The 22,375-nt window shown below is 69.1% G+C and carries 24 protein-coding genes; 23 read left to right on the top strand and 1 reads right to left on the bottom strand.

The window, feature by feature from the left end:
* The first annotated feature begins 57 nt into the window (after nucleotides 1-57).
* The 4 genes from thrS (at nucleotide 58) to VGS97_RS10865 (ending at nucleotide 3,799) form a co-directional block, all read left to right on the top strand.
* Nucleotides 58-2,070, top strand: a complete 2,013-nt coding sequence (gene thrS / locus VGS97_RS10880; RefSeq protein ID WP_326853223.1) for a threonine--tRNA ligase — start codon at nucleotides 58-60, stop codon at nucleotides 2,068-2,070.
* Nucleotides 2,071-2,162: 92 nt separating this feature from the next.
* Nucleotides 2,163-2,432, top strand: coding sequence for a FitA-like ribbon-helix-helix domain-containing protein (locus tag VGS97_RS10875; RefSeq protein ID WP_414641687.1), 270 nt, complete (start codon nucleotides 2,163-2,165; stop codon nucleotides 2,430-2,432).
* Between the two features lie 292 nt (nucleotides 2,433-2,724).
* Complete coding sequence (locus VGS97_RS10870; protein WP_326853221.1) at nucleotides 2,725-3,315, top strand: HIT domain-containing protein; 591 nt, start codon at nucleotides 2,725-2,727, stop codon at nucleotides 3,313-3,315.
* Nucleotides 3,316-3,358: 43 nt separating this feature from the next.
* Nucleotides 3,359-3,799 (top strand): hypothetical protein, encoded by a 441-nt coding sequence (locus tag VGS97_RS10865; RefSeq protein ID WP_326853220.1) that lies wholly within the window; start codon nucleotides 3,359-3,361, stop codon nucleotides 3,797-3,799.
* A gap of 41 nt (nucleotides 3,800-3,840) precedes the next feature.
* On the opposite strand, the gene VGS97_RS10860 is transcribed toward VGS97_RS10865, so the two are convergent.
* Nucleotides 3,841-6,021, bottom strand: a complete 2,181-nt coding sequence (locus VGS97_RS10860; RefSeq protein WP_326853219.1) for an elongation factor G-like protein EF-G2 — start codon at nucleotides 6,019-6,021, stop codon at nucleotides 3,841-3,843.
* Nucleotides 6,022-6,389: 368 nt separating this feature from the next.
* Here VGS97_RS10860 and pgsA point away from each other — a divergent pair, with 368 nt between their 5' ends.
* The 19 genes from pgsA to VGS97_RS10765 all read left to right on the top strand — a co-directional run.
* Entirely contained in the window at nucleotides 6,390-7,094 is a 705-nt protein-coding gene (pgsA, locus tag VGS97_RS10855; protein ID WP_326853218.1) for a phosphatidylinositol phosphate synthase, read from the top strand.
* On the top strand, nucleotides 7,091-8,056 hold the full coding sequence (locus tag VGS97_RS10850; protein ID WP_326853217.1) for a phosphatidylinositol mannoside acyltransferase: 966 nt from the start codon (nucleotides 7,091-7,093) through the stop codon (nucleotides 8,054-8,056). The genes pgsA and VGS97_RS10850 overlap by 4 nt, the downstream gene beginning before the upstream one ends.
* 22 nt (nucleotides 8,057-8,078) lie before the next feature.
* Nucleotides 8,079-9,311, top strand: coding sequence for a glycosyltransferase family 4 protein (locus VGS97_RS10845; protein WP_326853216.1), 1,233 nt, complete (start codon nucleotides 8,079-8,081; stop codon nucleotides 9,309-9,311).
* Nucleotides 9,308-9,862 (top strand): hypothetical protein, encoded by a 555-nt coding sequence (locus VGS97_RS10840; RefSeq protein ID WP_326853215.1) that lies wholly within the window; start codon nucleotides 9,308-9,310, stop codon nucleotides 9,860-9,862. Before VGS97_RS10845 ends, VGS97_RS10840 begins: the two co-directional genes overlap by 4 nt.
* Nucleotides 9,863-9,900: 38 nt before the next feature.
* Nucleotides 9,901-10,176, top strand: a complete 276-nt coding sequence (locus VGS97_RS10835; RefSeq protein WP_326853214.1) for a hypothetical protein — start codon at nucleotides 9,901-9,903, stop codon at nucleotides 10,174-10,176.
* Nucleotides 10,167-10,574: a type II toxin-antitoxin system VapC family toxin gene (locus tag VGS97_RS10830; protein WP_326853213.1), complete on the top strand. Its 408-nt coding sequence runs from the start codon at nucleotides 10,167-10,169 to the stop codon at nucleotides 10,572-10,574. The genes VGS97_RS10835 and VGS97_RS10830 overlap by 10 nt, the downstream gene beginning before the upstream one ends.
* Nucleotides 10,575-10,666: 92 nt before the next feature.
* Entirely contained in the window at nucleotides 10,667-11,644 is a 978-nt protein-coding gene (pdxS, locus tag VGS97_RS10825) for a pyridoxal 5'-phosphate synthase lyase subunit PdxS (RefSeq protein ID WP_414641686.1), read from the top strand.
* 35 nt (nucleotides 11,645-11,679) lie between these two features.
* Nucleotides 11,680-12,342: a pyridoxal 5'-phosphate synthase glutaminase subunit PdxT gene (gene pdxT, locus VGS97_RS10820; RefSeq protein WP_349262085.1), complete on the top strand. Its 663-nt coding sequence runs from the start codon at nucleotides 11,680-11,682 to the stop codon at nucleotides 12,340-12,342.
* An 82-nt stretch (nucleotides 12,343-12,424) separates the two neighbouring features.
* A complete protein-coding gene (locus VGS97_RS10815) occupies nucleotides 12,425-13,183 on the top strand; it encodes a YebC/PmpR family DNA-binding transcriptional regulator (RefSeq protein WP_326853210.1) in 759 nt (252 codons plus the stop codon).
* Between the two features lie 85 nt (nucleotides 13,184-13,268).
* Complete coding sequence (locus VGS97_RS10810; protein WP_326853209.1) at nucleotides 13,269-13,481, top strand: type II toxin-antitoxin system VapB family antitoxin; 213 nt, start codon at nucleotides 13,269-13,271, stop codon at nucleotides 13,479-13,481.
* Nucleotides 13,478-13,897, top strand: a complete 420-nt coding sequence (locus tag VGS97_RS10805) for a PIN domain-containing protein (protein ID WP_326853208.1) — start codon at nucleotides 13,478-13,480, stop codon at nucleotides 13,895-13,897. Before VGS97_RS10810 ends, VGS97_RS10805 begins: the two co-directional genes overlap by 4 nt.
* A gap of 10 nt (nucleotides 13,898-13,907) precedes the next feature.
* Nucleotides 13,908-14,486, top strand: coding sequence for a crossover junction endodeoxyribonuclease RuvC (gene ruvC / locus VGS97_RS10800; RefSeq protein WP_326853207.1), 579 nt, complete (start codon nucleotides 13,908-13,910; stop codon nucleotides 14,484-14,486).
* A gap of 91 nt (nucleotides 14,487-14,577) precedes the next feature.
* Entirely contained in the window at nucleotides 14,578-15,216 is a 639-nt protein-coding gene (ruvA, locus tag VGS97_RS10795) for a Holliday junction branch migration protein RuvA (RefSeq protein ID WP_326853206.1), read from the top strand.
* 60 nt (nucleotides 15,217-15,276) lie between these two features.
* Nucleotides 15,277-16,392: a Holliday junction branch migration DNA helicase RuvB gene (gene ruvB, locus VGS97_RS10790; protein ID WP_326853205.1), complete on the top strand. Its 1,116-nt coding sequence runs from the start codon at nucleotides 15,277-15,279 to the stop codon at nucleotides 16,390-16,392.
* 167 nt (nucleotides 16,393-16,559) lie between these two features.
* On the top strand, nucleotides 16,560-17,012 hold the full coding sequence (gene yajC, locus VGS97_RS10785) for a preprotein translocase subunit YajC (protein ID WP_326853204.1): 453 nt from the start codon (nucleotides 16,560-16,562) through the stop codon (nucleotides 17,010-17,012).
* A gap of 295 nt (nucleotides 17,013-17,307) precedes the next feature.
* Nucleotides 17,308-19,149 carry a protein translocase subunit SecD gene (gene secD / locus VGS97_RS10780; protein ID WP_326853203.1) on the top strand — a complete coding sequence of 614 codons (1,842 nt, stop codon included), beginning with the start codon at nucleotides 17,308-17,310 and terminating at the stop codon, nucleotides 19,147-19,149.
* Complete coding sequence (gene secF / locus VGS97_RS10775) at nucleotides 19,149-20,312, top strand: protein translocase subunit SecF (protein ID WP_326853202.1); 1,164 nt, start codon at nucleotides 19,149-19,151, stop codon at nucleotides 20,310-20,312. Before secD ends, secF begins: the two co-directional genes overlap by 1 nt.
* 187 nt (nucleotides 20,313-20,499) lie before the next feature.
* A complete protein-coding gene (locus VGS97_RS10770) occupies nucleotides 20,500-21,033 on the top strand; it encodes an adenine phosphoribosyltransferase (RefSeq protein ID WP_326853201.1) in 534 nt (177 codons plus the stop codon).
* Between the two features lie 122 nt (nucleotides 21,034-21,155).
* Nucleotides 21,156-22,375 (top strand): RelA/SpoT family protein (locus VGS97_RS10765; protein ID WP_414641685.1); only part of this gene is annotated, 1,220 nt, incomplete at its 3' end.

Raw genomic sequence — 22,375 nt, 5'->3', positions numbered from 1 at the left:
TCGAGCCGACAGAACAACTACAGCTTCTCCACCGATATCACGAACAGGAGTACCAGGGTGTCCGAGATCCGGGTGACCATCGACCACCGCCATGCCGATCGGGCCGAGCGGACGGTCACGGTCACCACGGGCACGACCGTCGGTGACCTGTTCGCGGCGCAGTTCGCGGGCGACCGCTCGAACATCGCCGCACGGCTCCACCCAGCGGGCGCCGCGGCCGGCGTCCTGGTCGACCTGGCCCGCCCCCTCGCCGACGGCGACGTGGTCGAGCCGGTGGCCATCGGCTCCGAGGACGGCCGCGCGATCCTGCGGCACTCGACCGCGCACGTGATGGCGCAGGCGGTGCAGGAGGTCTTCCCCGAGGCCAAGCTCGGCATCGGCCCGCCGATCAGGGACGGCTTCTACTACGACTTCCAGGTCGCGCGGCCGTTCACCCCGGAGGATCTCAAGGTCGTCGAGCAGCGCATGCAGGCGATCGTCAAGCAGGGCCAGCGCTTCGCCCGCCGCCCCGTCTCCGACGAGCAGGCCCGGGAGGAACTGGCCGCCGAGCCGTTCAAGCTCGAACTGATCGGGCTCAAGGGCTCCGCCGCCAACGCCGCGGAGGGGGCGTCCGCCGAGGTCGGCGCGGGTGAACTGACCATCTACGACAACCTCGACCCGAAGAGCGGCGAGCTGTGTTGGAAGGACCTGTGCCGCGGTCCGCACCTGCCGACCACCCGCAACATCCCGGCGTTCAAGCTCATGCGCTCGGCCGCCGCCTATTGGCGCGGCAGCGAGAAGAACCCGCAGTTGCAGCGCATCTACGGCACCGCGTGGGAATCGAGGGACGCCCTCAAGGCGCACCTCGACTTCCTTGAGGAGGCCGAGAAGCGCGACCACCGCAAGCTCGGCAACGAGCTCGACCTGTTCTCCATCCCGGACCAGATCGGCTCCGGCCTCGCCATCTTCCACCCCAAGGGCGGCGTCGTACGCAACGCGATGGAGGAGTACTCGCGCAGGCGACACGAGGAAGCCGGGTACGAGTTCGTCTACACCCCGCACACCACCAAGAGCACCCTGTACGAGATCTCCGGCCACCTCGACTGGTACGCCGACGGCATGTACCCGCCGATGGAGCTGGACGAGGGCGTCAAGTACTACATGAAGCCCATGAACTGCCCGATGCACAACCTGATCTTCGACGCGCGCGGCCGCTCGTACCGCGAGCTGCCGCTGCGCCTGTTCGAGTTCGGGACCGTGTACCGGTACGAGAAGTCCGGCGTGGTGCACGGCCTGACCCGCGCCCGCGGCTTCACTCAGGACGACGCGCACATCTACTGCACCGAAGAGCAGATGCCGGGCGAGCTCGACAGCCTGCTGACCTTCGTGCTGAACCTGCTGCGCGACTACGGCCTGAACGACTTCTACCTGGAGCTGTCCACCCGCGACCCGGAGAAGTCGATCGGCACCGACGAGTCCTGGGCCGAGGCCACCGAGGCGCTGCGCCAGGCCGCGATCAAGCAGGAACTCGAACTGGTCGACGACCCGGGCGGCGCGGCCTTCTACGGCCCGAAGATCTCCGTCCAGGCCCGCGACGCGATCGGCCGCACCTGGCAGCTGTCGACCATCCAGGTCGACTTCAACCAGCCCGAGCGCTTCAGCCTCCAGTACACCGGCCAGGACGGCGCGCGGCACCAGCCCGTGATGATCCACCGCGCGCTGTTCGGCTCGATCGAGCGTTTCTTCGCGATCCTGCTGGAACACTACGCCGGCGCGTTCCCGGCCTGGCTTGCCCCGGTCCAGGTGACCGGCATCCCGATCACCGACACCCACGTGCCCTATCTGGACGAGGTCGCCGTCAAGCTGCGCGCGCACGGCATCCGCGTCGAGGTCGACAAGTCAGACGACCGGATGCAGAAGAAGATCCGCAACGCGCAGAAGGCCAAGGTCCCGTTCATGCTGCTGGCCGGTGACGAGGACGCGGCCAAGGGTGCCGTCTCGTTCCGTTACCGCAGCGGCGAGCAGAAGAACGGTGTGCCGGTCGACGAAGCGGTAGCCGAGATCGCCGCTGCCGTGCGCGGCCGGTTGTAGGCAAGCAGACAGGTGCCGCAGCCGTCCTCGTGAGGGTGATTCTTCACCCGACGAGGGCGGCTGTTCAGCCTCATGCATGTAAAACTGCATGCATGCTCGCTCTGCGGATCCGGAACGTGGACGAGCGGGTTCGCGACAAGCTTGCTGCCGCCGCCAAGCGGCGCGGGCGGTCTCTCCAGCAGTACCTCCACGATGTGATCAACGATGAGGCACGTCGGGTTGACAACGTTGCGGTGATCGAACGGTTCTCCCGGCGCAGGTACGGCACCGGCCTCTCTGCCGAGGATGTGATCGAGACACTGCGCGCGGAACGCCGCGCACGCGACGCTACCCTCGGTGCGCCTGACGAGGAACGGCGTTGATCGTCGTCGATGCGTCCGTACTCGCCTTGGCCCTGCTGGATGAGGATCGGATCGGCGACACCGTCCGCGACGCGCTCACCACAGACAACAGATTGGGCCATGCCCGAACACTGGGCCGTCGAGGTCTTGTCGGTCGCTGCGGCCGAGAAATATGAATGTCCGCTCGTCACGGCCGATGCCAAGTTAACGCGTGCGAGCGGTATCCGGTGCCGCGTCAGTCTTGTCGAATAGCTGTGTGCGATCGCGCGGGTTCGTGGTCGAGCGCCAGCGGTCAGCACATATGCTGGCCGCTATGGACGCGCGGTTGGGCACGGAGACGGAGCACGAGGCAGGCGTTCACGTCGGGCCCGGGGCGCCCGACGGCGTCGAGCGCCTGTGGATGCCGCACCGCCTGGCTTATATCAAGGGCGAGAACAAGCCCGCGAGCACCGAAGCCGGTGAAGTCTGCCCATTTTGCCGCGTGCCAACGCTCAGTGACGTCGAGGGCCTGATCGTCGAGCGCGGCAAGTTGGTCTACGCCGTCCTCAACCTTTATCCGTACAACCCCGGCCACCTGCTCATCTGCCCGTACCGGCACGTCGCGGACTACACCGACCTCACGCCGGAGGAGACCGCCGAGCTCGCGGCGCTCACCAAGAGCGGGATGGCCGCGCTGCGCGCCGCGTCGAACCCGCAGGGCTTCAACCTCGGCATGAACCAGGGGACGGTGGCCGGCGCCGGGATCGCCGCGCACCTGCACCAGCACATCGTGCCGCGCTGGGGCGGGGACGCGAACTTCATGTCGGTCATCGGCCAAACCAGGGTCCTGCCGCAGTTGCTCGCCGACACCCGCGAGCTGCTCGCGCGGCACTGGCCCGGCGGGGTCGGCGAGAACGGGTTCTGAGCCGCATCGCGGCCGGTACGCAGGTATGTGAGAGGTCATCCGAATGGAAGCCACGCTCAGGTTGCCGACCGGACGCCTGATCGTCGGCGATCCGAGCGAGCTGTTCGGCGACGCCAAGCCGCTCGATCTCGTCCTGCCGCCCGGCGATTTTCCGGTGACTGCGGGGCCGCGCGGGTTCGACGTGCGCCTGCGCCTGCGTTCGGCGGCAGCCGAGCCGGTGCGCTGGACGCAGGCAGCACCAGGCTTCGACACACCGTCAGGGCTCGTGTGCCTGCTCGACGCGTCAGTCCTCGAACAGTTCACCGACCTCGGCGACGAGCCCGTGGACGAGTACGAACTCCTCGTCGAGCGGATCCTCGAACGCCCCGGCCGACCGGTGGACTTCGCCGGGTTGGTCGTCCTACCGGCGGGTCGGAGCGTGCGAGCGATTCGGGTCGGTTACGACGACGAAGACCGGCTTACGCGTCTCGTTGCTGACTATTGACTCGGTGTCTTGATTGAGGCTGCCGCGACACTGGCTACGCGTTATGCAGCGGCCTCGGCGACGATCTTGGCGGCGACCTGTGACGGCATCGCCTCGTGCCTCAGGTAATCCCGGGTGAACACACCGGTGCCGTGTGAGAGCGAGCGCAGTTCGACGGGGTAGCGGGCCAGTTCGGTTTCCGGCACCTCCGCGCGTACCAGCGTCCGTCCGGTGCTGTCCGGCTCGGTGCCCAGCACCCGGCCGCGGCGCCCGGACAGGTCGCCCATCACCGCGCCGAGGAACTCGTCCGCCACCGTGATCGCCACCGCGTCCACCGGCTCAAGCAACGTGCCCGCCATCTTCGCGGCCGCGTCCTTGAGCGCCAGCGCCCCGGCCGTCTGGAACGCCATGTCGGAGGAGTCGACCGAGTGCGCCTTGCCGTCGAACAGGGTCACCCGCACGTCGACCAGCGGGTAACCGGCGAACACGCCCCGCTCAAGCTGGGTGCGCACGCCCTTCTCCACCGACGGGATGAACTGCCGCGGCACCGCGCCGCCGACCACCTTGTCCACGAACTCGAAGCCCCCGCCGTTCGGCAGCGGCTCGACCTCGATGTCGCAGATTGCGTACTGGCCGTGCCCGCCGGACTGCTTGACGTGCCGTCCGTGGCCGGTTGCCCCGCTGGTGAAGGTCTCTCGCAGCGAGATGCGGTACGGCACCGTCTCCACGGCCACGCTGTAACGGTTCGCCAGCCGGTCGAGCACCACGTCCCGGTGGGCCTCGCCCATGCACCACAGCACCAACTGGTGTGTCTCCGGGTTGATCTCCAGCCGCAGCGTCGGATCCTCGGCGACCAGCCGGCCGAGCGCCTGCCCGAGCTTGTCCTCATCGGACTTCGCCTTCGCCAGCACCGCGACCGGCAGCAGCGGGTCCGGCATCACCCATGGCTCCATCAGCGCCGGGTCGTCCTTGGCCGAGAGCGTGTCACCTGTCTCGGCGTGCGCGAGCTTCGCCACCGCCACGATGTCCCCGGCGACCGCCTGCTGCACCGGCCGCTGCGTCTTGCCCAGCGGGCTGGACAGCGCGCCGACCTTCTCGTCCACGTCGTGGTCCGGGTGCCCGCGCTCGGCCCGGCCGTGTCCGGAGACGTGCACCGGCTGCTCCGGACGCAGCGTCCCGGAGAAGACCCGCACCAGCGAGATCCGCCCGACGTACGGGTCCGAGGTCGTCTTGACCACCTCCGCGACCAGCGGCCCGCCCGGATTGCAGTCCAGCGGTGCCTTAGGCCCGCCGTCCGGCGAGGTCACCGCCGGGATCGAGCGCTCGCCAGGAGCCGGGAACGCCTTGGTCACCAGCTCCATCAGCTCGATCACGCCTACACGCACAGCCTGGTCGTCGTCGCCATCGCGCGTTACTGCGCCGATCGGCAGCACAGGGTAGAAGTGCCCGCGCGCCACGGCCGTCTCCAGATCGTCGATGAGCACTTTCACCTCGATCTGCTCACCGCCGAGGTACCGGTCCATGAGCGTCTCGTCTTCGCTCTCCGCGATGATCCCCTCGATCAGCGTGTTACGCGGCCCCTCGATCAGCTCCAGATGCTCCGGATCGGGCTCGCTCTCCGCGCGCTGCCCGCTGGTGTAGTCGTAGATCCGCTGCGTCAGCAGCCCGATCAGCCCGCCGACCTGCTCGTGATCGTCCAGCAGCGGCAGATACAGCGGCTGCACCCCGTCCCCGAAGACCCGCTGGCAGATCGCCACGGTCTCGTCGAAGTCCGCCCGCGGGCTGTCCAGCTTCGTCACCACCACCGCGCGCGGCATCCCCACCGCCGCGCACTCCTCCCACAGCAGCTGTGTCGCCCCGTCCACGCCGTCCGCCGCCGACACCACGAACAGCGCGGCGTCCGCGGCCCGCAGCCCGGCGCGCAGGTCCCCGACGAAGTCCGCGTAGCCGGGGGCGTCGAGCAGATTCACCTTCACCCCGCCGAACTCGACCGGCGCGAGACCCAGGCTCACCGAGCGGCCGAGCCGGTGCTCGATCTCGTCCGAGTCGGTGACCGTCGAGCCGTCCTCGACCCGCCCGGACCGGCCGATCGTTCCGGTCCCCGCGAGCAGCGCCTCGGTCAGGGTGGTTTTCCCGGCGCCGGTGTGACCGACCAGGACCACGTTGCGGACGGCCTCAGGCCGTTCGGCCACCGGCGCCTTCGCATCCCTGCCGCCGCGGTTGGAATCCTTCTTCTCGGACATCTTCATCCTCCCGGCGCGATCTGTTCAGCCATTGCGCTACCGCAGCGATCAGTCGCCGTGATCCCCGCGTAACGCAGTGTTCAGGTTTCCCTAGCAGCCAACTCCTCTTCGGAGCACCCGACAAGTCCTCACGGGCACCCTTCCACCCTTGCGGATCACCGGCGAAGAGCCCCGGAACGGCGCAGACTACCCGGTGACCATACGGGTCGGAGCACGGCGAGGGGCGCGCACCCAATACGATGGGCGCCGCGGTGCGGGTGACCGGGCCGCCTACCTGCCTGAAACAGCTCCATCTGCCTGATGTGGCACCGCTTCGATTTAGCACCGCCTCGATTTAGCACTGCGCCGCCGACGATGCTGGGACTTCCATGCTGAACCGCTACGCGCGGGCGTTCTTCACCCGCGTGCTCACCCCCACCGCGCAGTTCCTGCTGCGGCGCGGGATCGGACCCGACACGGTGACCCTGGTCGGCACGCTCGGCGTGGTCGTCTCGGCCCTCGCGCTGTTCCCGCGCGGCGACTTCTTCTGGGGCACCATGGCGGTGGCCTCGTTCATCTTCTCCGACCTGCTCGACGGCACGATGGCCCGGCTGTCCGGGCGGGTCTCCAAGTGGGGCGGTTTCCTGGACGCCACGATGGACCGCTTCGGCGACGCGGCGATCTTCGGCGGCCTGTCCTACTACTTCGCCGACGTGCACGACCGCCCGATGCTCGTCCTCTCGCTGATCTGCCTGGTCTCCGGGGCGAGCACCTCGTACGCCAGGGCCAAGGCCGAATCGCTCGGCTACGAGTGCTCGGTCGGCTTCGTTGAGCGCGGCGAGCGGCTGGTCGGCTCGCTGGCGGCCACCGGACTGGCCGGATTGGGCGTACCGTTCGTGCAGGCGATCGTGCTGTGGGGGCTGGCGATCGGCTCGACGGCGACTGTGGTGCAACGCATCCTGCACGTGCGTAAGCAGGCCGTCGCGTCCGGTCCGACGGCCGCACCCACCGCGCCCGTGACGTCTGCCGGACCGACGACGACCGTGACCTCCGACCACCTGAAGCCCGGCAAGACCGTAGAGGCGACTTCATGAGCAAGCTGACGGATGAGGCGACCTATCGCCTCTATTCCTTCGGCTGGGCTGTGGTCAAACGGCTGCCCGAGCGCACCGCGTATCGGTTGTTCGAGCGGATTGCCGACCGCGTGTGGGCCAGACGGGGGAAGGGCGTCACACAACTGGAGCGCAACCTGGCGCGCGTGCTCGGCCCCGAGGCCACGCCGGAGCGCCTCCGTGAGGTTTCCAAACAATCCATGCGCAACTACCTGCGCTACTGGTGTGACACCTTCCGCCTGGAGACCTGGAGCCAGGAACGCATCGACGCGACGTTCCTGGTGGACGGCGAGGAGAACCTCAAGAACGCGGCGGCATCCGGCCGCGGCGTGGCGCTCGCGCTGCCGCACATGGGCAACTGGGACCACGCCGGCGCCTGGGCCGCCCACCAGTACAACGGCTTCACCACGGTGGCCGAGCGGCTCAAGCCGGAGCGGTTGTTCGAACGGTTCCTCGCCTACCGCGAGTCGATCGGCATGGAGGTGCTGCCGCTGACCGGCGGTCAGGGCACGTTCCTCGGCCTGGTGCGGCGGCTCAAGACCGGCGGCCTGGTCTGCCTCGTAGCCGAGCGCGACCTGACCGACCGCGGCGTGCCGGTGCGGTTCTTCGGCGAGACCACCAAGCTGCCCGCCGGGCCTGCGGCGCTGGCCGTCGCGACCGGGGCCGTTTTCCTGCCGGTCACGCTCCACTCCGAGCCGACGCACCAGCGAGCCGTCATCTACCCGGAGATCCCGGTGCCCGAGGAGGGCACGCGCGAGGAGAAGGTCGCGGCGCTGTGCCAGAGCCTGGCCGACGTCTTCGAGAAGGGCATCGCCGAGCACCCGGCCGACTGGCACATGCTACAGAAGCTCTGGCTCAGCGACCTCGACCCGGCAAAGGCACCGAAACCCACTGCGGCGCCGGAGTATGGCGGCCCGGCTGCCGGCGACGAACCGGGAGAATGAACAGCGGTATGAGGCGGCGCGGGTGAAGATCGGGATCGTCTGCCCCTACGCGTGGGATGTGCCGGGCGGTGTGCAGTTCCACGTCCGGGACCTCGCCGTGCACTTGATCGCGCTCGGCCACGAGGTTTCCGTCCTGGCGCCCGCCGCCGACGACGACATGCCTGTGCCGCCGTACGTCGTCATAGCCGGACGCGCGGTACCGGTGCCCTACAACGGCTCGGTCGCCCGCCTCAACTTCGGCTTCCTGTCAGCCGCGCGTGTGCGCCGCTGGCTGCATGAGGGAGCGTTCGACGTCGTACACCTGCACGAGCCCGGCACGCCCTCGCTGTCCCTGCTCGCCTGCTGGGCTGCGGCCGGTCCGATGGTCGCGACGTTCCACACCGCCAACCCCCGCTCACGCGCCATGACTGCGGCGTACCCGATCCTCCAGCCGGCGCTGGAGAAGATCAACGCACGGATCGCCGTGAGCGAGTACGCGCGGCGCACCCTCGTCGAGCACCTCGGCGGTGATGCGGTCGTGATCCCCAACGGCGTCGACGTGTCGTACTTCGCCGACGCGGTCCCCCGCGCGGACTGGCTCACTCCCGACGGTGACGACGGCCCGGGCGGCCAGGGCGGGACAATCGGGTTCATCGGCCGCATCGACGAATCGCGTAAGGGCCTTCCGGTGCTGCTGGAGGCCTTCCCGGCGATCGTCGCGGCACGGCCGAGGACCCGCCTGCTGATTGTGGGCCGTGGCGACGCGGAAGAGGCGATGCAGTCCCTGCCGCCCGAGGCGCGCGACAACGTCACGTTCCTCGGCATGGTCTCCGACGAGGAGAAGGCCGAGCTGCTGCGGTCCGTGGACATCTACTGCGCGCCGAACACCGGCGGCGAGTCCTTCGGCATCATCCTGGTCGAGGCGATGAGCGCCGGAGCCCCTGTGCTGGCCAGCGACCTGGACGCGTTCTCCCTCGTGCTGGAGGGCGGCGCGGCCGGGCAGATGTTCCCCAACGGCGACGCCCAAGCCCTCGCCGAGGCAGCCCTCGGCCTGCTCGCCGACCCCGCCCGCCGCGCCACGCTGCGTGATATTGCGGCGCAGACCGTACGCAAATACGATTGGTCGGTGGTCGCGGCCGACATCCTGTCCGTCTACGAGATGGTCACCGAGTCCACCGCCAAGGTCACCGAGTCGAGCGTCAAGGTGAAGGTCAAGGTCAGCGATGGGCCGCCGGGCGGCGACTTCCGGATCGGATTCGGGCGGGGGCACCGGTGAGGGTCGTGCTGACCCAGTACACGGCGATCGTCGTGCTGGTCCTGGTGCTGATCCTGCTCTTCGGGCTGTACCTGAGCTGGACCGCGACCCGCCTCGACCGTCTGCACGTCCGCCTCGACGCGGCACGCGTCGCCCTCGACGCCCAGCTCGTGCGCCGCTCGGCCGCGACGCTGGAACTGGCCAGATCGGGCCTGCTCGACGTGGCCACCGCCGTCATCCTGGCCACCGCCGCCCGCAGCGCCCAGATCGCCACCGAGGACGAGCGCGAACCCGCCGAGTCGGCGCTCACCCGCGACCTGCGCGCCGCCTTCGACGACCCAAGGCAGCTCAACGAACTGCGCGAGACCCCCGAAGGCGCCGACCTGCTCCAGGAACTCGGCGCGTCGATGCGCCGAGTGCAGCTGGCCCGCCGCTTCCACAACGAGTCGGTCCGTGCCGTCCGCCAGATCCGCGGCTACCGCCGAGTGCGCTACTTCCGCCTGGCCGGCCGCGCCCCGGACAAGCCGACCTTCGAGATCGACGACGAGCCCCCAGCCACGTTCACGCGGTGACGTCGAAGTCATGTCTTATTTGCCGCTATCATAACGCCATGGACGCTGAAGCTGAGAACGAAGTCTCAAGCAACCTGACCATCCGAGCCCTGCCCATGAGCGTACGCAGGACGCTTGCCACCCGGGCGAAGGCTCGCCACATGTCCTTGAACGCATACCTCATCGAGCGGCTGACACAAGAGGCTGAGACGCCGACGATGGCAGAGGCCATCGCGAAGCTCGATTCGACGCGGCGAAAGTACGGGGTTACCAGCGAAGACGTCGTGGCCGCGGTTCGCGAAGCCCGTGACGAGTGGGCTGCCGAGTGGGACTGATCGTGGTCGATGCATCGGCTGCCGTCGAACTGATGGCGCCTGACGATGAGGCTCGCCGCTCAGCCGTGGCGGCCAGACTCGCGTCGGGGGATGCCGCGTATGCGCCGAGTCATTTCGATATGGAGGTCATGGCCGCCATTCGCGGCATCGCGCGACGAAACAGTCGACTCGTCGAGGGTGCGCCAGCGTTGCTCGGCGACTTCTACCATCTGCCGATCCGCCGCGAGCGCTTGTCCGAGGCGGCGATGCAACGCGTGTGGCAGTTACGGGAGAACATGACGTCGTACGACGCCGGATATGTCGCGCTGGCTGAGCAACTTGGCGCTTCTCTCGTCACATGCGACGCGAAGTTCGTCGCCCCGCCCGGCATCGCCTGCACGATCGAACTGATCCGATGATCGCCTCGGATGCGGTGCGTGGCACGGCGTAAGTCCGGGGCCGGGGGCTCCTGACAGGCCGTGAGCCGGATGAAGGCTTTTCAGGTCATAAGATGGATCTGTCATCCATCAGACTGAAACCGCGAGCGAGGTCAGCCGTGTCCACCACCCCCACTCCCGGTCCTGGTCCCACCTCCGCAGATGCGGCGCCGCAGCTCGGCACGGCGCGCGTCAAGCGCGGCATGGCAGAGATGCTCAAGGGCGGCGTCATCATGGACGTGGTCACCCCCGAGCAGGCGAAGATCGCCGAGGACGCGGGAGCGGTTGCGGTCATGGCGCTTGAGCGGGTGCCGGCCGACATCCGCAAGGACGGCGGGGTGGCCCGGATGTCCGACCCGGACATGATCGACGGGATCATCAACGCGGTGTCCATCCCGGTCATGGCCAAGGCCCGCATCGGGCACTTCGTCGAGGCGCGGGTGCTTCAGGCGCTCGGGGTGGACTACGTCGACGAGTCCGAGGTGCTCACTCCTGCGGATGAGAGCCACCACATCGACAAGTGGGCGTTCACCGTCCCCTTCGTGTGCGGAGCGACCAACCTCGGCGAGGCGCTGCGCCGGATTGCCGAGGGCGCGGCGATGATCCGCTCCAAGGGCGAGGCGGGCACCGGCAACGTGGTTGAGGCCACCCGGCACATGCGGCAGATCCGCTCCGACATCCGCCGCCTGGCCACGCTCGACGAGTCCGAGCTGTTCCTGGCCGCCAAGAACCTCCAGGCGCCGTACGAGATCGTCAAGGAGGTCGCGGCTACCGGCAAGCTGCCGGTCGTGCTGTTCACCGCCGGAGGCCTCGCCACGCCCGCCGACGCGGCGATGATGATGCAACTCGGCGCCGAGGGCGTGTTCGTCGGCTCCGGGATCTTCAAGTCCGGCGACCCGGCCAAGCGCGCCGCGGCGATCGTGAAGGCCACCACCTTCCACGACGACCCCGACGTCATCGCCAAGGTCTCCCGTGGCCTCGGCGAGCCGATGGTCGGCATCAACATCGACACCCTGCCCGAGTCCGAGCGCTACGCCGGGCGCGGCTGGTGACGGCGTCCACGCCTGAAATCGGCACCGGCACCAGTATCGGCACCGGCAGCGGTACGCACGCAGCTGCGGCAGGAGCGGGAGCGCCGCTCCTTATCGGCGTCCTCGCATTGCAGGGTGACGTGCGTGAGCACATCGCCATGTTGGAAGCGGTCGGTGCGCGAGCCGTGGCAGTGCGCCGGGTCGCCGAGCTCGACGCGGTCGACGGGCTGGTCATCCCTGGCGGCGAATCCACCACGATGTGGAAGCTGGCCACGGCGTTCGACCTGTTCGAGCCGGTGCGCAAGCGGATCGCGGAGGGCATGCCGGCCTACGGTTCGTGCGCCGGCATGATCATGCTCGCCGACCGAGTGCTCGACGCGGCGCCAGGCCAGGAGAGTTTCGGCGGCATCGCGATGACCGTGCGCCGCAACGCGTTCGGCCGCCAGATCGACTCCTTCGAGGGCCCGATCGGGTTTGACGGACTCGACGGCGTGGACGGCGTCGAGGGCGTGCTGCACGGCGTGTTCATCCGCGCGCCGTGGGTCGAGGAGGTCGATCCCGCGGTGCACGTCTCGGCGCGGGTCACGGCGGGTCCCGGCGCGGGTAGGATCGTCGCCGTTCAGCACGGTGCGCTGATGGCGACTTCGTTCCATCCGGAGCTGACCGGGGACCTGCGTGTCCACGGCCGCTTCGTGCGCTTGGCGCGCGCCGCACGCTGAACCCGCTGCGAGAGGGCAGTGCAACGGTCCGTGTCCGCGGTTTGAGAAAGACCACGGGGTTTGCGAAAAGGGAGCGAGAGCTATGTCGGGTCACTCCAAGTGGGCGACCACCAAGCACAAGAAGGCCGTGATCGACGCCAAGCGCGGCAAGCTCTTCGCAAAGATGATCAAGAACATCGAGGTGGCCGCGCGCACCGGCGGCGGTGACCCGACCGGCAACCCGACCCTGTTCGACGCCATCCAGAAGGCCAAGAAGAGCTCGGTCCCCAACGACAACATCGACCGTGCGATCAAGCGCGGCTCCGGGGCCGAGGCGGGTGGCGCCGAGTACCAGACGATCATGTACGAGGGCTACGGACCCAACGGCGTCGCCGTCCTGATCGAGTGCCTGACCGACAACCGCAACCGCGCTGCCTCCGAGGTGCGCGTCGCGATGACCCGTAACGGCGGTTCGATGGCCGACCCGGGCTCGGTCTCTTACCTGTTCGGGCGCAAAGGTCAGATCATCGTGCCGAAGGGCGACGGCCTGACCGAGGACTCCATCCTGGAGGCCGTGCTCGACGTGGGCGCCGAGGAGGTCAACGACCTCGGCGACTCCTTCGAGGTGCTCTCCGAGCCCGGCGACCTGCTCCCGGTGCGCACCGCGCTTCAGGGCGCGAAGATCGACTACGACTCGGCCGAGTCTCCGTTCATGCCCACCATGCAGGTGGCGCTCGACGAGGAAGGCGCGCGCAAGATCTTCAAGCTGATCGACGCGCTTGAGGACAGCGACGACGTGCAGAACGTCTACGCCAACTTCGACGTCTCAGACGAGATCATGGCCAAACTCGAAGACGAATAGTCGGGTTATATGCATGTCTGATGTCTATGCGGCTCGGTCTGGGATATACTCTCTAGAGAGCTTCCCGGGCTGAACGGAGTCGGGCATGTCCAAAACCCTCATCGACATCGACGACGACCTGCTCGCCGAGGCGGCGATAGCCTTCGGTACCACCACCAAGAAGGACACTGTCGCGCAGGCTCTTCAACATGCCGTCGACGAGGCACGGGTTCGTCGACGCACCGCGCGGTTGGAACTTGAGCAGATCGCCGACGAAGGTGGTTTCCACTTCGAGCGGTACGAGGATCTCGACAAGTGACATTTCTGATCGACACCAGCGCGCTTGTCAGGGTCACTCGGCATCAGGTCCGTGAGGAGTGGGTGGACCTGGTCGACCGCGGATTGGTGCTGATATGCGATCCAGTGTTGACCGAGACTTTGGCGATCGCCGACGCCAAGAGGTACGACGACATCGAGCGACGCCTGATGCGCATGTATCCGTGGGTGCCGGTTCCGGACGACGCCTGGGAGATCGTCGCGTCCATGCGGCGTGAGCTTGCGAAGCACAGCGCGCATTCGGCGCTCTCGGTGGCCGATTATCTGGTTGCTGCGACAGCTGTGAAACGGGGGCTGACGATCCTTCACGAGGATGGTGACTTCGTGACGACCTCGCGGCTCGTCCCGCTGGTCCAGCAGCATCGGGTCAGCGAGCCGCCATCTGTCGACGTGCCGTGAGCGCGTGCCGATGAGGGTCCTCGGTGTCGATCCAGGGCTGACGCGGATGGGTGTCGGCGTCGTGGAAGGACGTATCGGCGCGCCGCTGCGGATGGTGGCGGCCGGGGTCGTGCGCACCGCCGCGGAACTGCCGATCAGCGAGCGGCTGCTCGCGGTGGACGTGCAGATCGAGGAATGGCTCGACGAGCAGACCCCGGACGCGGTCGCCGTGGAGCGGATGTTCGCGCAGGAAGGCGTGCGCACGATCATGGGGACGGCGCAGGCCGCCGGGGTCGTCATGGTCGCGGCCGCGCGGCGCGGGCTGCCGGTGGCCATGCACACGCCGAGCGAGGTCAAGGCCGCCATCACCGGGGATGGGCGCGCGCAGAAGGAGCAGGTCGCGGCCATGGTCGTGCGCATCCTCAAGCTCGCCGAGACGCCGAAGCCGGTGGACGCCACGGATGCGCTCGCGCTCGCGATCTGCCACGTGTGGCGTGGGGGAGCGGCGGATCGGATCGCCGAAGCGTTGCAACGCCAGGGAATGTCGCTGCCCTCCGGTAACGTGCCGATGCACAGGGAACGTGGACGGCGGAAGGGCGGCTTCAGATGAGTGGCGCCGAAGTGTCCGGAGTATCCGGAGCGCCTGAGGTGACTGGTGCGACCGCCCCGCTTTCGCCATCGCTGCTGCGGGTCGGTGTGCTGTGATCGCTTTCGTCGAGGGCGAAGTCGACGCGCTCGCCCCGGACGCGGCCGTGGTCAAGGTCGGCGGCGTCGGCCTGCTGGTGCACTGCGCGCCCGGCACGCTGGCCGGGCTGACGGTCGGTCAGAAGGCGCGCCTGTCGACCAGCCTGATCGTGCGTGAGGACTCGCTGACGCTCTACGGCTTCGCCGACGACGACGAGCGCACGGTCTTCGAGCTCTTGCAGACGGCCAGCGGCGTCGGTCCCCGGCTGGCTCAGGCCATGCTCGCGACGCATCGCCCCGACACGCTGCGCACCATCTTCGCCACCCAGGATCTCAAAGCCCTCACGCTGGTGCCCGGAGTCGGGCCGAAGGGGGCGCAGAAGCTGCTGATCGAGCTCAAGGGCAGGCTCGGCGCGCCGACTGGCGGGCTTGTGCCGACGCAGCACGGCGCGGGCGGGGTCGGCGGACCGGTCGGCGGGCTCAGCCCATGGCGCGGGCAGTTGCTCGAAGCGCTCACCGGCCTTGGTTGGAACGCCCGCGACGCGGAGGCCGCGCTTGCCGAAGCCGAGCCGGTCGCGGCCGAGGCCGAGGCACGTGGCGAGCCGCCACAGCTGCCGGTGCTGCTGCGTGTCGCGCTGCGGAGCCTGAAGCGGTAACGCGTAGCGGCGGTCCGTGCGAGACAACACAGCTTGAGACAGAGCGACGGGAGGGACGGCATGGCCAACGAGCAGCGGCTGATGGACGCGAGCGCGGATCAGGACGAGCGCGCCGCCGAGGCCGCGCTGCGCCCGAAATCGCTCACAGACTTCGTCGGCCAGCGCAAGGTGCGCGAGCAGCTCGAACTGGTGCTGCACGCCGCCAAGGGGCGTGGCACCGCCCCGGACCACATCCTGTTGGCCGGGCCGCCCGGCCTCGGCAAGACCACGCTGGCGATGATCGTCGCGGCCGAGCTCGGCGCGCCGCTGCGGATCACCTCGGGTCCCGCCATCCAGCACGCAGGCGACCTGGCCGCGATCCTCTCCTCGCTCAGCGAGGGCGAGGTGCTGTTCCTCGACGAGATCCACCGGATGTCCCGCCCCGCCGAGGAAATGCTCTACATGGCGATGGAGGACTTCCGGGTCGACGTCATCGTGGGCAAGGGCCCCGGCGCCACCGCGATCCCGCTGGAGCTGCCGCCTTTCACGCTGGTCGGCGCGACCACCCGCTCCGGGCTGCTGCCCGCGCCGCTGCGCGACCGCTTCGGCTTCACCGGGCACATGGAGTTCTACGAGCCCGGCGACCTGGAACTGGTGGCGCACCGCTCCGCGCGGCTGCTCGGTGTGGAGATCGAGGCCGAGGGCGCGGCCGAGATCGCTTCACGCTCCCGCGGCACCCCGCGCATCGCCAACCGGCTGCTGCGCAGGGTGCGGGACTTCGCCCAGGTCAGGGGGGACGGCCGGGTCACCCTGGACGCGGCGCGCGCCGCCCTGGAGGTCTACGAGGTGGACGAGCGCGGCCTCGACCGGCTGGACCGGGCCGTGCTCGGCGCATTGTTACGTCTTTTCAACGGCGGGCCGGTCGGCCTGTCCACGCTCGCGGTGGCGATCGGCGAGGAGACCGACACCGTCGAGGAGGTCGCCGAGCCGTTCCTGGTGCGGCAGGGGCTGCTGGCCCGCACCCCGCGCGGCCGCATCGCCACCGCCGCGGCCTGGGCGCATCTCGGCCTGCCGGCACCCGCCCCGAATACCGGGGGCGCCGCTTCGGGCACGGGGTGGAACCACTCGCTCCAGGGGCGGCCCGCACCGGGTCAAGGTGGTCTCTTCGCTGATGATTCCGGCATCCCGGGCGTGTGATCGGGTACTGCAACAGCCCGCCGGAGACCAAGCCGTGGCCAGCTGTCATTGTTTCGTGCGGGTATGAGCGCATAGACTCCGCGTGACCTGGAGTGCCTGCGCGCTCCGCGCAGTCGATCGCCACCGTGTCGAATCGCGGGACGGTCCCGGAAGAACAGCCGATAACCGTGAACCTACTGTTGCTCTACATCGTCGTCATCGGCGGTGTCTTCATCTTCATGACCAGCCGCGGGAATCGCAAGCGCCAGACCCAGGCGTCGCAGTTGCAGTCCGCGCTGGTCCCGGGCGCCCAGGTGCGCACCATCGGCGGCCTGATCGGCGAGGTGGTCGAGGTCACCGACGAGCACGTGGTCGTCGAGACCACTCCCGGCGTGCGGCTCAAGTTCATCAAGTCCGCGGTCGCGGGCGTGATCGCGCCGGCCGAGGAGGAGTCCGAGGCCGAGGGCGCGCAGGACGACGACGAGGAGGCCGAGCTCGACGAGAGCGGGCACGAGGCCGAGGCCGCCGACGAGGGTGAAGAGGAGGAGCAGGCCGAACCGTCCGACGAGGTCCCCGCGCACGTTGCCGAGACCGCGGAGGGCGAGGCCGAGCACGCGGCGTCGGGGTCCGCGAAGAGGTAGTACACCCCCGCGGTGCGGTGCCCCCGGCTGAGAATCAGCGAAGAATCCGCCGCACCCGGAAACGCCGGACGGTGCGCAACCGTCCCATGCACGGCGGCTTCGAGGCCCGCACGGCCGCCCCGCGCGAGCGGCCGGCAGTGTCCGAGCCCTGCGGCCGCCGTGTCGAGACCGTGATGACATACAGGAGAAGTGCAACGTGGCTGCTAGGAAGACCCGGAGCGTCAGGCGCCCCGGGGCGCGTGGGTGGGTGGCCGGTGCGGGCGCGGGGCAGGGGCCCTTGCGTCCGCTGGCATTCTTGGCAGTCGTCATCGTGGTGCTCTATTCGACCATGTTCGGCATCGGGAACCTGACCCCCCGGCTGGCGATCGACCTGGCCGGCGGCACCAGCGCCACCTACGGCGCCAGCCCCGCGCCCGGCACCAGCTCCATCCCGCCCGGCGCGATGGGCACCGCGGTCAGCATCATGCAGGAGCGGGTCAACGCGTTCGGCGTTTCCGAGGCGCAGGTCTCCCAACAGGGCGCGAACACCATCCAGGTCGAGATCCCCGGGCACAACTCGCAGACCCTGGTCAACCAGATCGGCCAGACCGCGCTGCTCTACTTCCGCCCGGTGATCCAGTCCGCCGCGGCGAACGCCATGCCGCAGCCGAGCCCGACCGCGTCGGGCAGCGCCGCGCCCTCGGCCTCGTCGACCGCGAAGGCGTCGTCGTCTGCGTCCGCGTCGTCCTCGGCGGCCGCGTCTGCTTCGGCCTCGGCGAGCGCCAGTACTACCGCGAAGCCCTCCGGCCAGGCCGAGAACCTGGCCACGGTCAAGGACGCCGCCGGCTCCAGCGCCTCGGCTGCGGCTTCGGCCTCGCCCGGCGCGTCCGCGTCGGGCAGCGCCAATCCCTCGGGCACGGCCTCGCCGACGCCGAGTTCCAGCGCCAGCGCCGCGGCCAGCGCCTCCGAGGCCAAGGCCGCCTCGCTGTTCGCGACGCTCAACTGCACCGACAAGACCGCCATCAAGACCGCGGCCGCGGCGCTGCCGACCGACTTCATCGCCACCTGTGACCGGGACAACACCGCGAAGTACCTGCTCGGCCCGTCCGAGGTCTCCGGTACCGACGTCAAGTCGGCGCAGGCCGTGCCGGTGACCGTCAGCGGCACCCCGACCGGCGCGTGGCAGATCGACCTGACCTTCAACTCCAAGGGCAGCAGCGAGTTCGCCACCGCCACCCAGACTCTCTACAAGGCGTTCCAGAGCGGTCAGGGCGGCCAGTTCGCCATCGCCCTCGACGGCGTCGTGCAGTCCGCGCCCGCGGTCAACCAGGGCGCCATCACCGGCGGCCAGGCGCAGATCACCGGCTCGTTCTCCCAGCAGCAGGCCGACGACCTGGCCACCGTGCTCAACTACGGCGCGCTGCCGCTCAAGTTCGACATCTCCCAGGTCTCGATCGTCTCGCCGACCCTCGGCGGCCACGAGCTGACCGGCGGCCTGCTGGCCGGCGGGATCGGCCTGATCCTGGTCTTCCTGTACGTCATCCTGTACTACCGGGGCCTGGCCTCGATCGCGATCTCCAGCCTGGTGATCGCCGCCGCGCTGACGTACTCCTCGGCGGTGCTGCTCGGCCCGCTGATGGGCTTCACGCTCTCGCTCGCGGGCGTCGCCGGTCTGATTGTCGCGATCGGTATCACCGCCGACTCCTTCGTGGTGTTCTTCGAACGACTGCGAGACGAGGTGCGCGAGGGCCGTACCCTGCGCACCGCGGTCGAGCACGGCTGGACCCGGGCCCGGCGCACCATCATCGCCTCGGACTTCGTGTCCTTCCTCGCCGCGGCGGTGCTGTACGTGATGTCCATCGGCTCGGTGAAGGGCTTCGCCTTCACCCTCGGCCTGACCACGGTGATCGACATCGTCGTGGTGTTCCTGTTCACCAAGCCGCTGATCACGCTGGCGGCCAGGACCGAGTTCTTCGGCGGCGGGCACAAGTGGTCCGGCCTCGATCCGGTGCGGCTCGGCGGCGTCGCGGCGACCTTCCGCCCGCCCGCCGCGACCGGCGCCGGCGGCCGGCGGTTGACCATCGCCGAGCGGCGCAAAGCGGCCGAGCAGGCGGCCAGCGAGGTTAGCAGCGACGACACGAAGCGGGTGGATGTCTGATGGCCGGGCTTGGCTCTATCGGTAACCGCCTCTACCGAGGTGACGTCGCCTTCGAGATCGTCGGCCGGCGCAGGCGCTGGGCCGCGATCTTCGGCACGGTGCTGCTGCTCGCGATCCTCGGTCTGGTCGTGCGCGGCCTGCACTTCAGCGTGGACTTCAAGGGCGGCTCGGTGATCACCGTGCCGAGCGCCTCGCTGAGCACCGACCAGGTCAACTCGATCGCCACCGCGGACGGCGTTCCGGCGCCGACCGTGCAGGTGCAGCAGATCGTCGGCGGCGGCCGCCAGGTGACGGTCACCACCGTCACGATCACCTCCAAGACCCAGCAGCAGCTGACCGCCGACCTGGCCAGGGCCGCGGGCATCGACCAGTCGAAGATCACCGTCGAGCAGGTCGGCGCCAGCTGGGGCCACGACATCTCGAATCAGGCCACCCAGGCGCTGATCGTCTTCCTGGTCCTGCTGGCGATCTATCTGGCGATCTTCTTCGAGTGGAAGATGGCCGTCGCGGCGCTGGCGTCACTGATCAACGTCATCGTGATCACCGTCGGCGTGTACGCCTGGTCCGGCCTTGAGGTCTCGCCGTCCACCGTGGTCGGCTTCCTGACCATCCTCGGTTACGCCATGTACGACGCGGTCGTGGTGTTCGACAAGGTCAAGGAGAACAAACGCCAGCTGGTCGACCAGAACAAGCTGGGCTACGGCCGGGCCGCGAACCTGGCGGTGAACCAGACCCTGGTCCGCTCGCTCAACACCTCGCTCATCGCGCTGATCCCGGTCGCCGCCCTGCTGTTCGGCGGCACCGTCTCGCAGGCCGCGGTGCTCCAGGATCTCGCGCTCGCGCTGCTCGTCGGCATCGGCGCCGGAACCGTCTCCTCGATCCTGGTCGCCACGCCGACGCTGGTCTGGCTCAAGGAGTTGGAGCCGGCGGTGCGCGCGCAGGAGCAGCGGCTCGCGTCAGTCAAGGCCACCGCGGAGCGGCGGGCCACGTCCGCGAAGGTGGCGTCCGTGGCCGTGGCGGGCGCGGGCGCGGCAGGTGGCGCTTCGGCCGCGGCGTCCGAGTCGTCTGACGCTCAGCCGACGCCCGCGAAGCAGACCCCCGGTCAGCGCAGCGGACCACGTAACCAGCCCGTGCGTAACCAGCCGCGCTCGAAACGCCGTTAAGCGTTAAGGCGGCGAACGCACTACCGATCCACGATTCACCGATACAGCTTCACCGCTCCGGGCTCTGGTACCGCAACGCTGCGATACCAGGGCCCGGAGCTTTTGACTCCTATCGACCCGGTGTCTGTGCGTCTCCACGCCCTCGCCCGGCTCCGGCGCAGCCACCGCATGCCACTACAGTTGGCGCGTGATCGCTGAGCTGCTCGCCTCCCGGATCAGGGACGTGCCCGACTACCCGAAGCCCGGAATCGTCTTCAAGGACATCACCCCGCTGCTCGCCGACCCCAAGACGTTCCGCGCGATGACCGGCGAGTTCACCCGGCACGCCCGCGAGGCGCGGGCGACCAAGGTGGTGGGCCTCGAAGCGCGCGGCTTCATACTGGCCGCCCCGGTCGCCGTCGAGGCCGAGCTCGGCTTCATCCCAGTCCGGAAGGCGGGCAAGCTGCCCGGGGCCGTCTACGCGGTCTCGTACGCGCTTGAGTACGGCGAGGCGACGCTGGAGATCCACCGGGATTCCTTCCAACCCGGCGACCGGGTCCTGATCGTGGACGACGTGCTCGCCACCGGCGGGACCGCGGCTGCCGCGGTCGAGGCCGTGCGCCGCGGCGGGGCCGAGCCGGTCGGGGTTTCCGTGCTGCTCGAACTCGGCTTCCTGTCCGGCCGCGCCCGGCTTGCCGCCGACGCTCCCGGCGTTCCGGTCACAGCTTTGCTCAGGGTCTAGTGATCACGTGAGCAGTAGTCACACTTTCCGGCCATCACACCGCGTGATCATCATGTTTGATCGCATCCCGTCCTCAGCGAACCCCGTCGCCGGTACCATGGGGGCAGAGCCCAGGTGACACGATGGGCCAGGGAGGTAGTCGCTTGACGACCACGCCGGAGGCAGCTGTACGAGCCGAGCGGGACGGGCGGAGCGCGCCCGCGCCGTCCGCCGCTGCCACCGGCCCGGAAAATGGCGCGACGGCGCAGTCGGCGCCCGCGTCACCCGCGCAGTCGTCCGCAGAGCCGCCGTCGGCACTGTCGCAACCAGCACAGTCGCAACCAGCACAGTCGCAACCGGCACAGCCATCCCCCGCACAACCTGCCGTGTCGCAGCAGGCCTCGCCCCTGCCGGGCCCGGCGATACGAACCTCCACCGCGCCAGCCGCCTCCAGCCGGGTTCGCGCCCGGCTGGCGCGTCTCGGCGGTCCGCGGCCTGGTGGCCCCAGCCCGGTCCTGGAGCCGCTGTTCCGCATCGTGCGGGCCAGCGATCCCAAGGCCGACCTGCGCACGCTTGAGCGTGCCTACCAGATGGCCGAGAAGTACCACCGCGGCCAGCGGCGCAAGAGCGGTGACCCGTACATCACCCACCCCGTCGCGGTCACCACGATCCTGGCCGAACTCGGTATGGACATCCCGACGCTGTGCGCGGGCCTGCTGCACGACACGGTCGAGGACACCGACTACACGCTCGACATGCTGCGCCGCGACTTCGGCGACACGGTGGCCCTGCTCGTCGACGGCGTGACCAAGCTGGACAAGGTCAAGCTCGGCGAGGCCGCGCAGGCCGAGACCGTGCGCAAGATGGTCGTCGCGATGGCCCGGGACATCAGGGTCCTGGTGATCAAGCTGGCCGACCGGCTGCACAACATGCGCACCATGCGCTACATGCGCCGGGAGAAGCAGGAGCAGAAGTCCCGCGAGACCCTGGAGATCTACGCTCCGCTGGCGCACCGGCTGGGCATGAACACCATCAAGTGGGAGCTTGAGGATCTCGCCTTCGCGATCCTCTACCCGAAGATGTACGACGAGATCGTGCACCTGGTCGCCGAGCGCGCGCCCAAGCGCGAGGAGTTCCTGGCGCAGGTCATCGACATCGTCCAGGGCGACCTGCACGGGGCCAGGATCAAGGCCACGGTCACCGGCCGACCGAAGCACTACTACTCGGTCTACCAGAAGATGATCGTGCGCGGCCGCGACTTCGCCGAGATCTACGACCTGGTCGGCATCCGGGTCCTGGTCGAGTCGGTGCGCGACTGCTACGCCGCGCTCGGCACCATCCACGCGCGATGGAACCCGGTCCC

This window comes from Actinocrinis sp. (assembly GCF_035946395.1).
In the GTDB taxonomy this organism is placed as follows: Bacteria; Actinomycetota; Actinomycetes; order Streptomycetales; family Catenulisporaceae; genus Actinocrinis.
The sequence above is the reverse complement of the archived record's forward strand: the minus strand, read 5'-3'. Positions and strand labels throughout refer to the sequence as shown.

Coding starts and splice junctions, on each gene's coding strand:
- VGS97_RS10875 (WP_414641687.1), top strand. CDS start 2,163: ATGCTCGCTCTGCGGATCCGGAACGTGGACGAGCGGGTTCGCGACAAG.
- VGS97_RS10870 (WP_326853221.1), top strand. CDS start 2,725: ATGGACGCGCGGTTGGGCACGGAGACGGAGCACGAGGCAGGCGTTCAC.
- VGS97_RS10865 (WP_326853220.1), top strand. CDS start 3,359: ATGGAAGCCACGCTCAGGTTGCCGACCGGACGCCTGATCGTCGGCGAT.
- VGS97_RS10860 (WP_326853219.1), bottom strand. CDS start 6,021: ATGTCCGAGAAGAAGGATTCCAACCGCGGCGGCAGGGATGCGAAGGCG.
- pgsA (WP_326853218.1), top strand. CDS start 6,390: ATGCTGAACCGCTACGCGCGGGCGTTCTTCACCCGCGTGCTCACCCCC.
- VGS97_RS10850 (WP_326853217.1), top strand. CDS start 7,091: ATGAGCAAGCTGACGGATGAGGCGACCTATCGCCTCTATTCCTTCGGC.
- VGS97_RS10835 (WP_326853214.1), top strand. CDS start 9,901: ATGGACGCTGAAGCTGAGAACGAAGTCTCAAGCAACCTGACCATCCGA.
- pdxS (WP_414641686.1), top strand. CDS start 10,667: ATGGATCTGTCATCCATCAGACTGAAACCGCGAGCGAGGTCAGCCGTG.
- VGS97_RS10815 (WP_326853210.1), top strand. CDS start 12,425: ATGTCGGGTCACTCCAAGTGGGCGACCACCAAGCACAAGAAGGCCGTG.
- VGS97_RS10810 (WP_326853209.1), top strand. CDS start 13,269: ATGTCCAAAACCCTCATCGACATCGACGACGACCTGCTCGCCGAGGCG.
- ruvC (WP_326853207.1), top strand. CDS start 13,908: ATGAGGGTCCTCGGTGTCGATCCAGGGCTGACGCGGATGGGTGTCGGC.
- ruvB (WP_326853205.1), top strand. CDS start 15,277: ATGGCCAACGAGCAGCGGCTGATGGACGCGAGCGCGGATCAGGACGAG.
- secF (WP_326853202.1), top strand. CDS start 19,149: ATGGCCGGGCTTGGCTCTATCGGTAACCGCCTCTACCGAGGTGACGTC.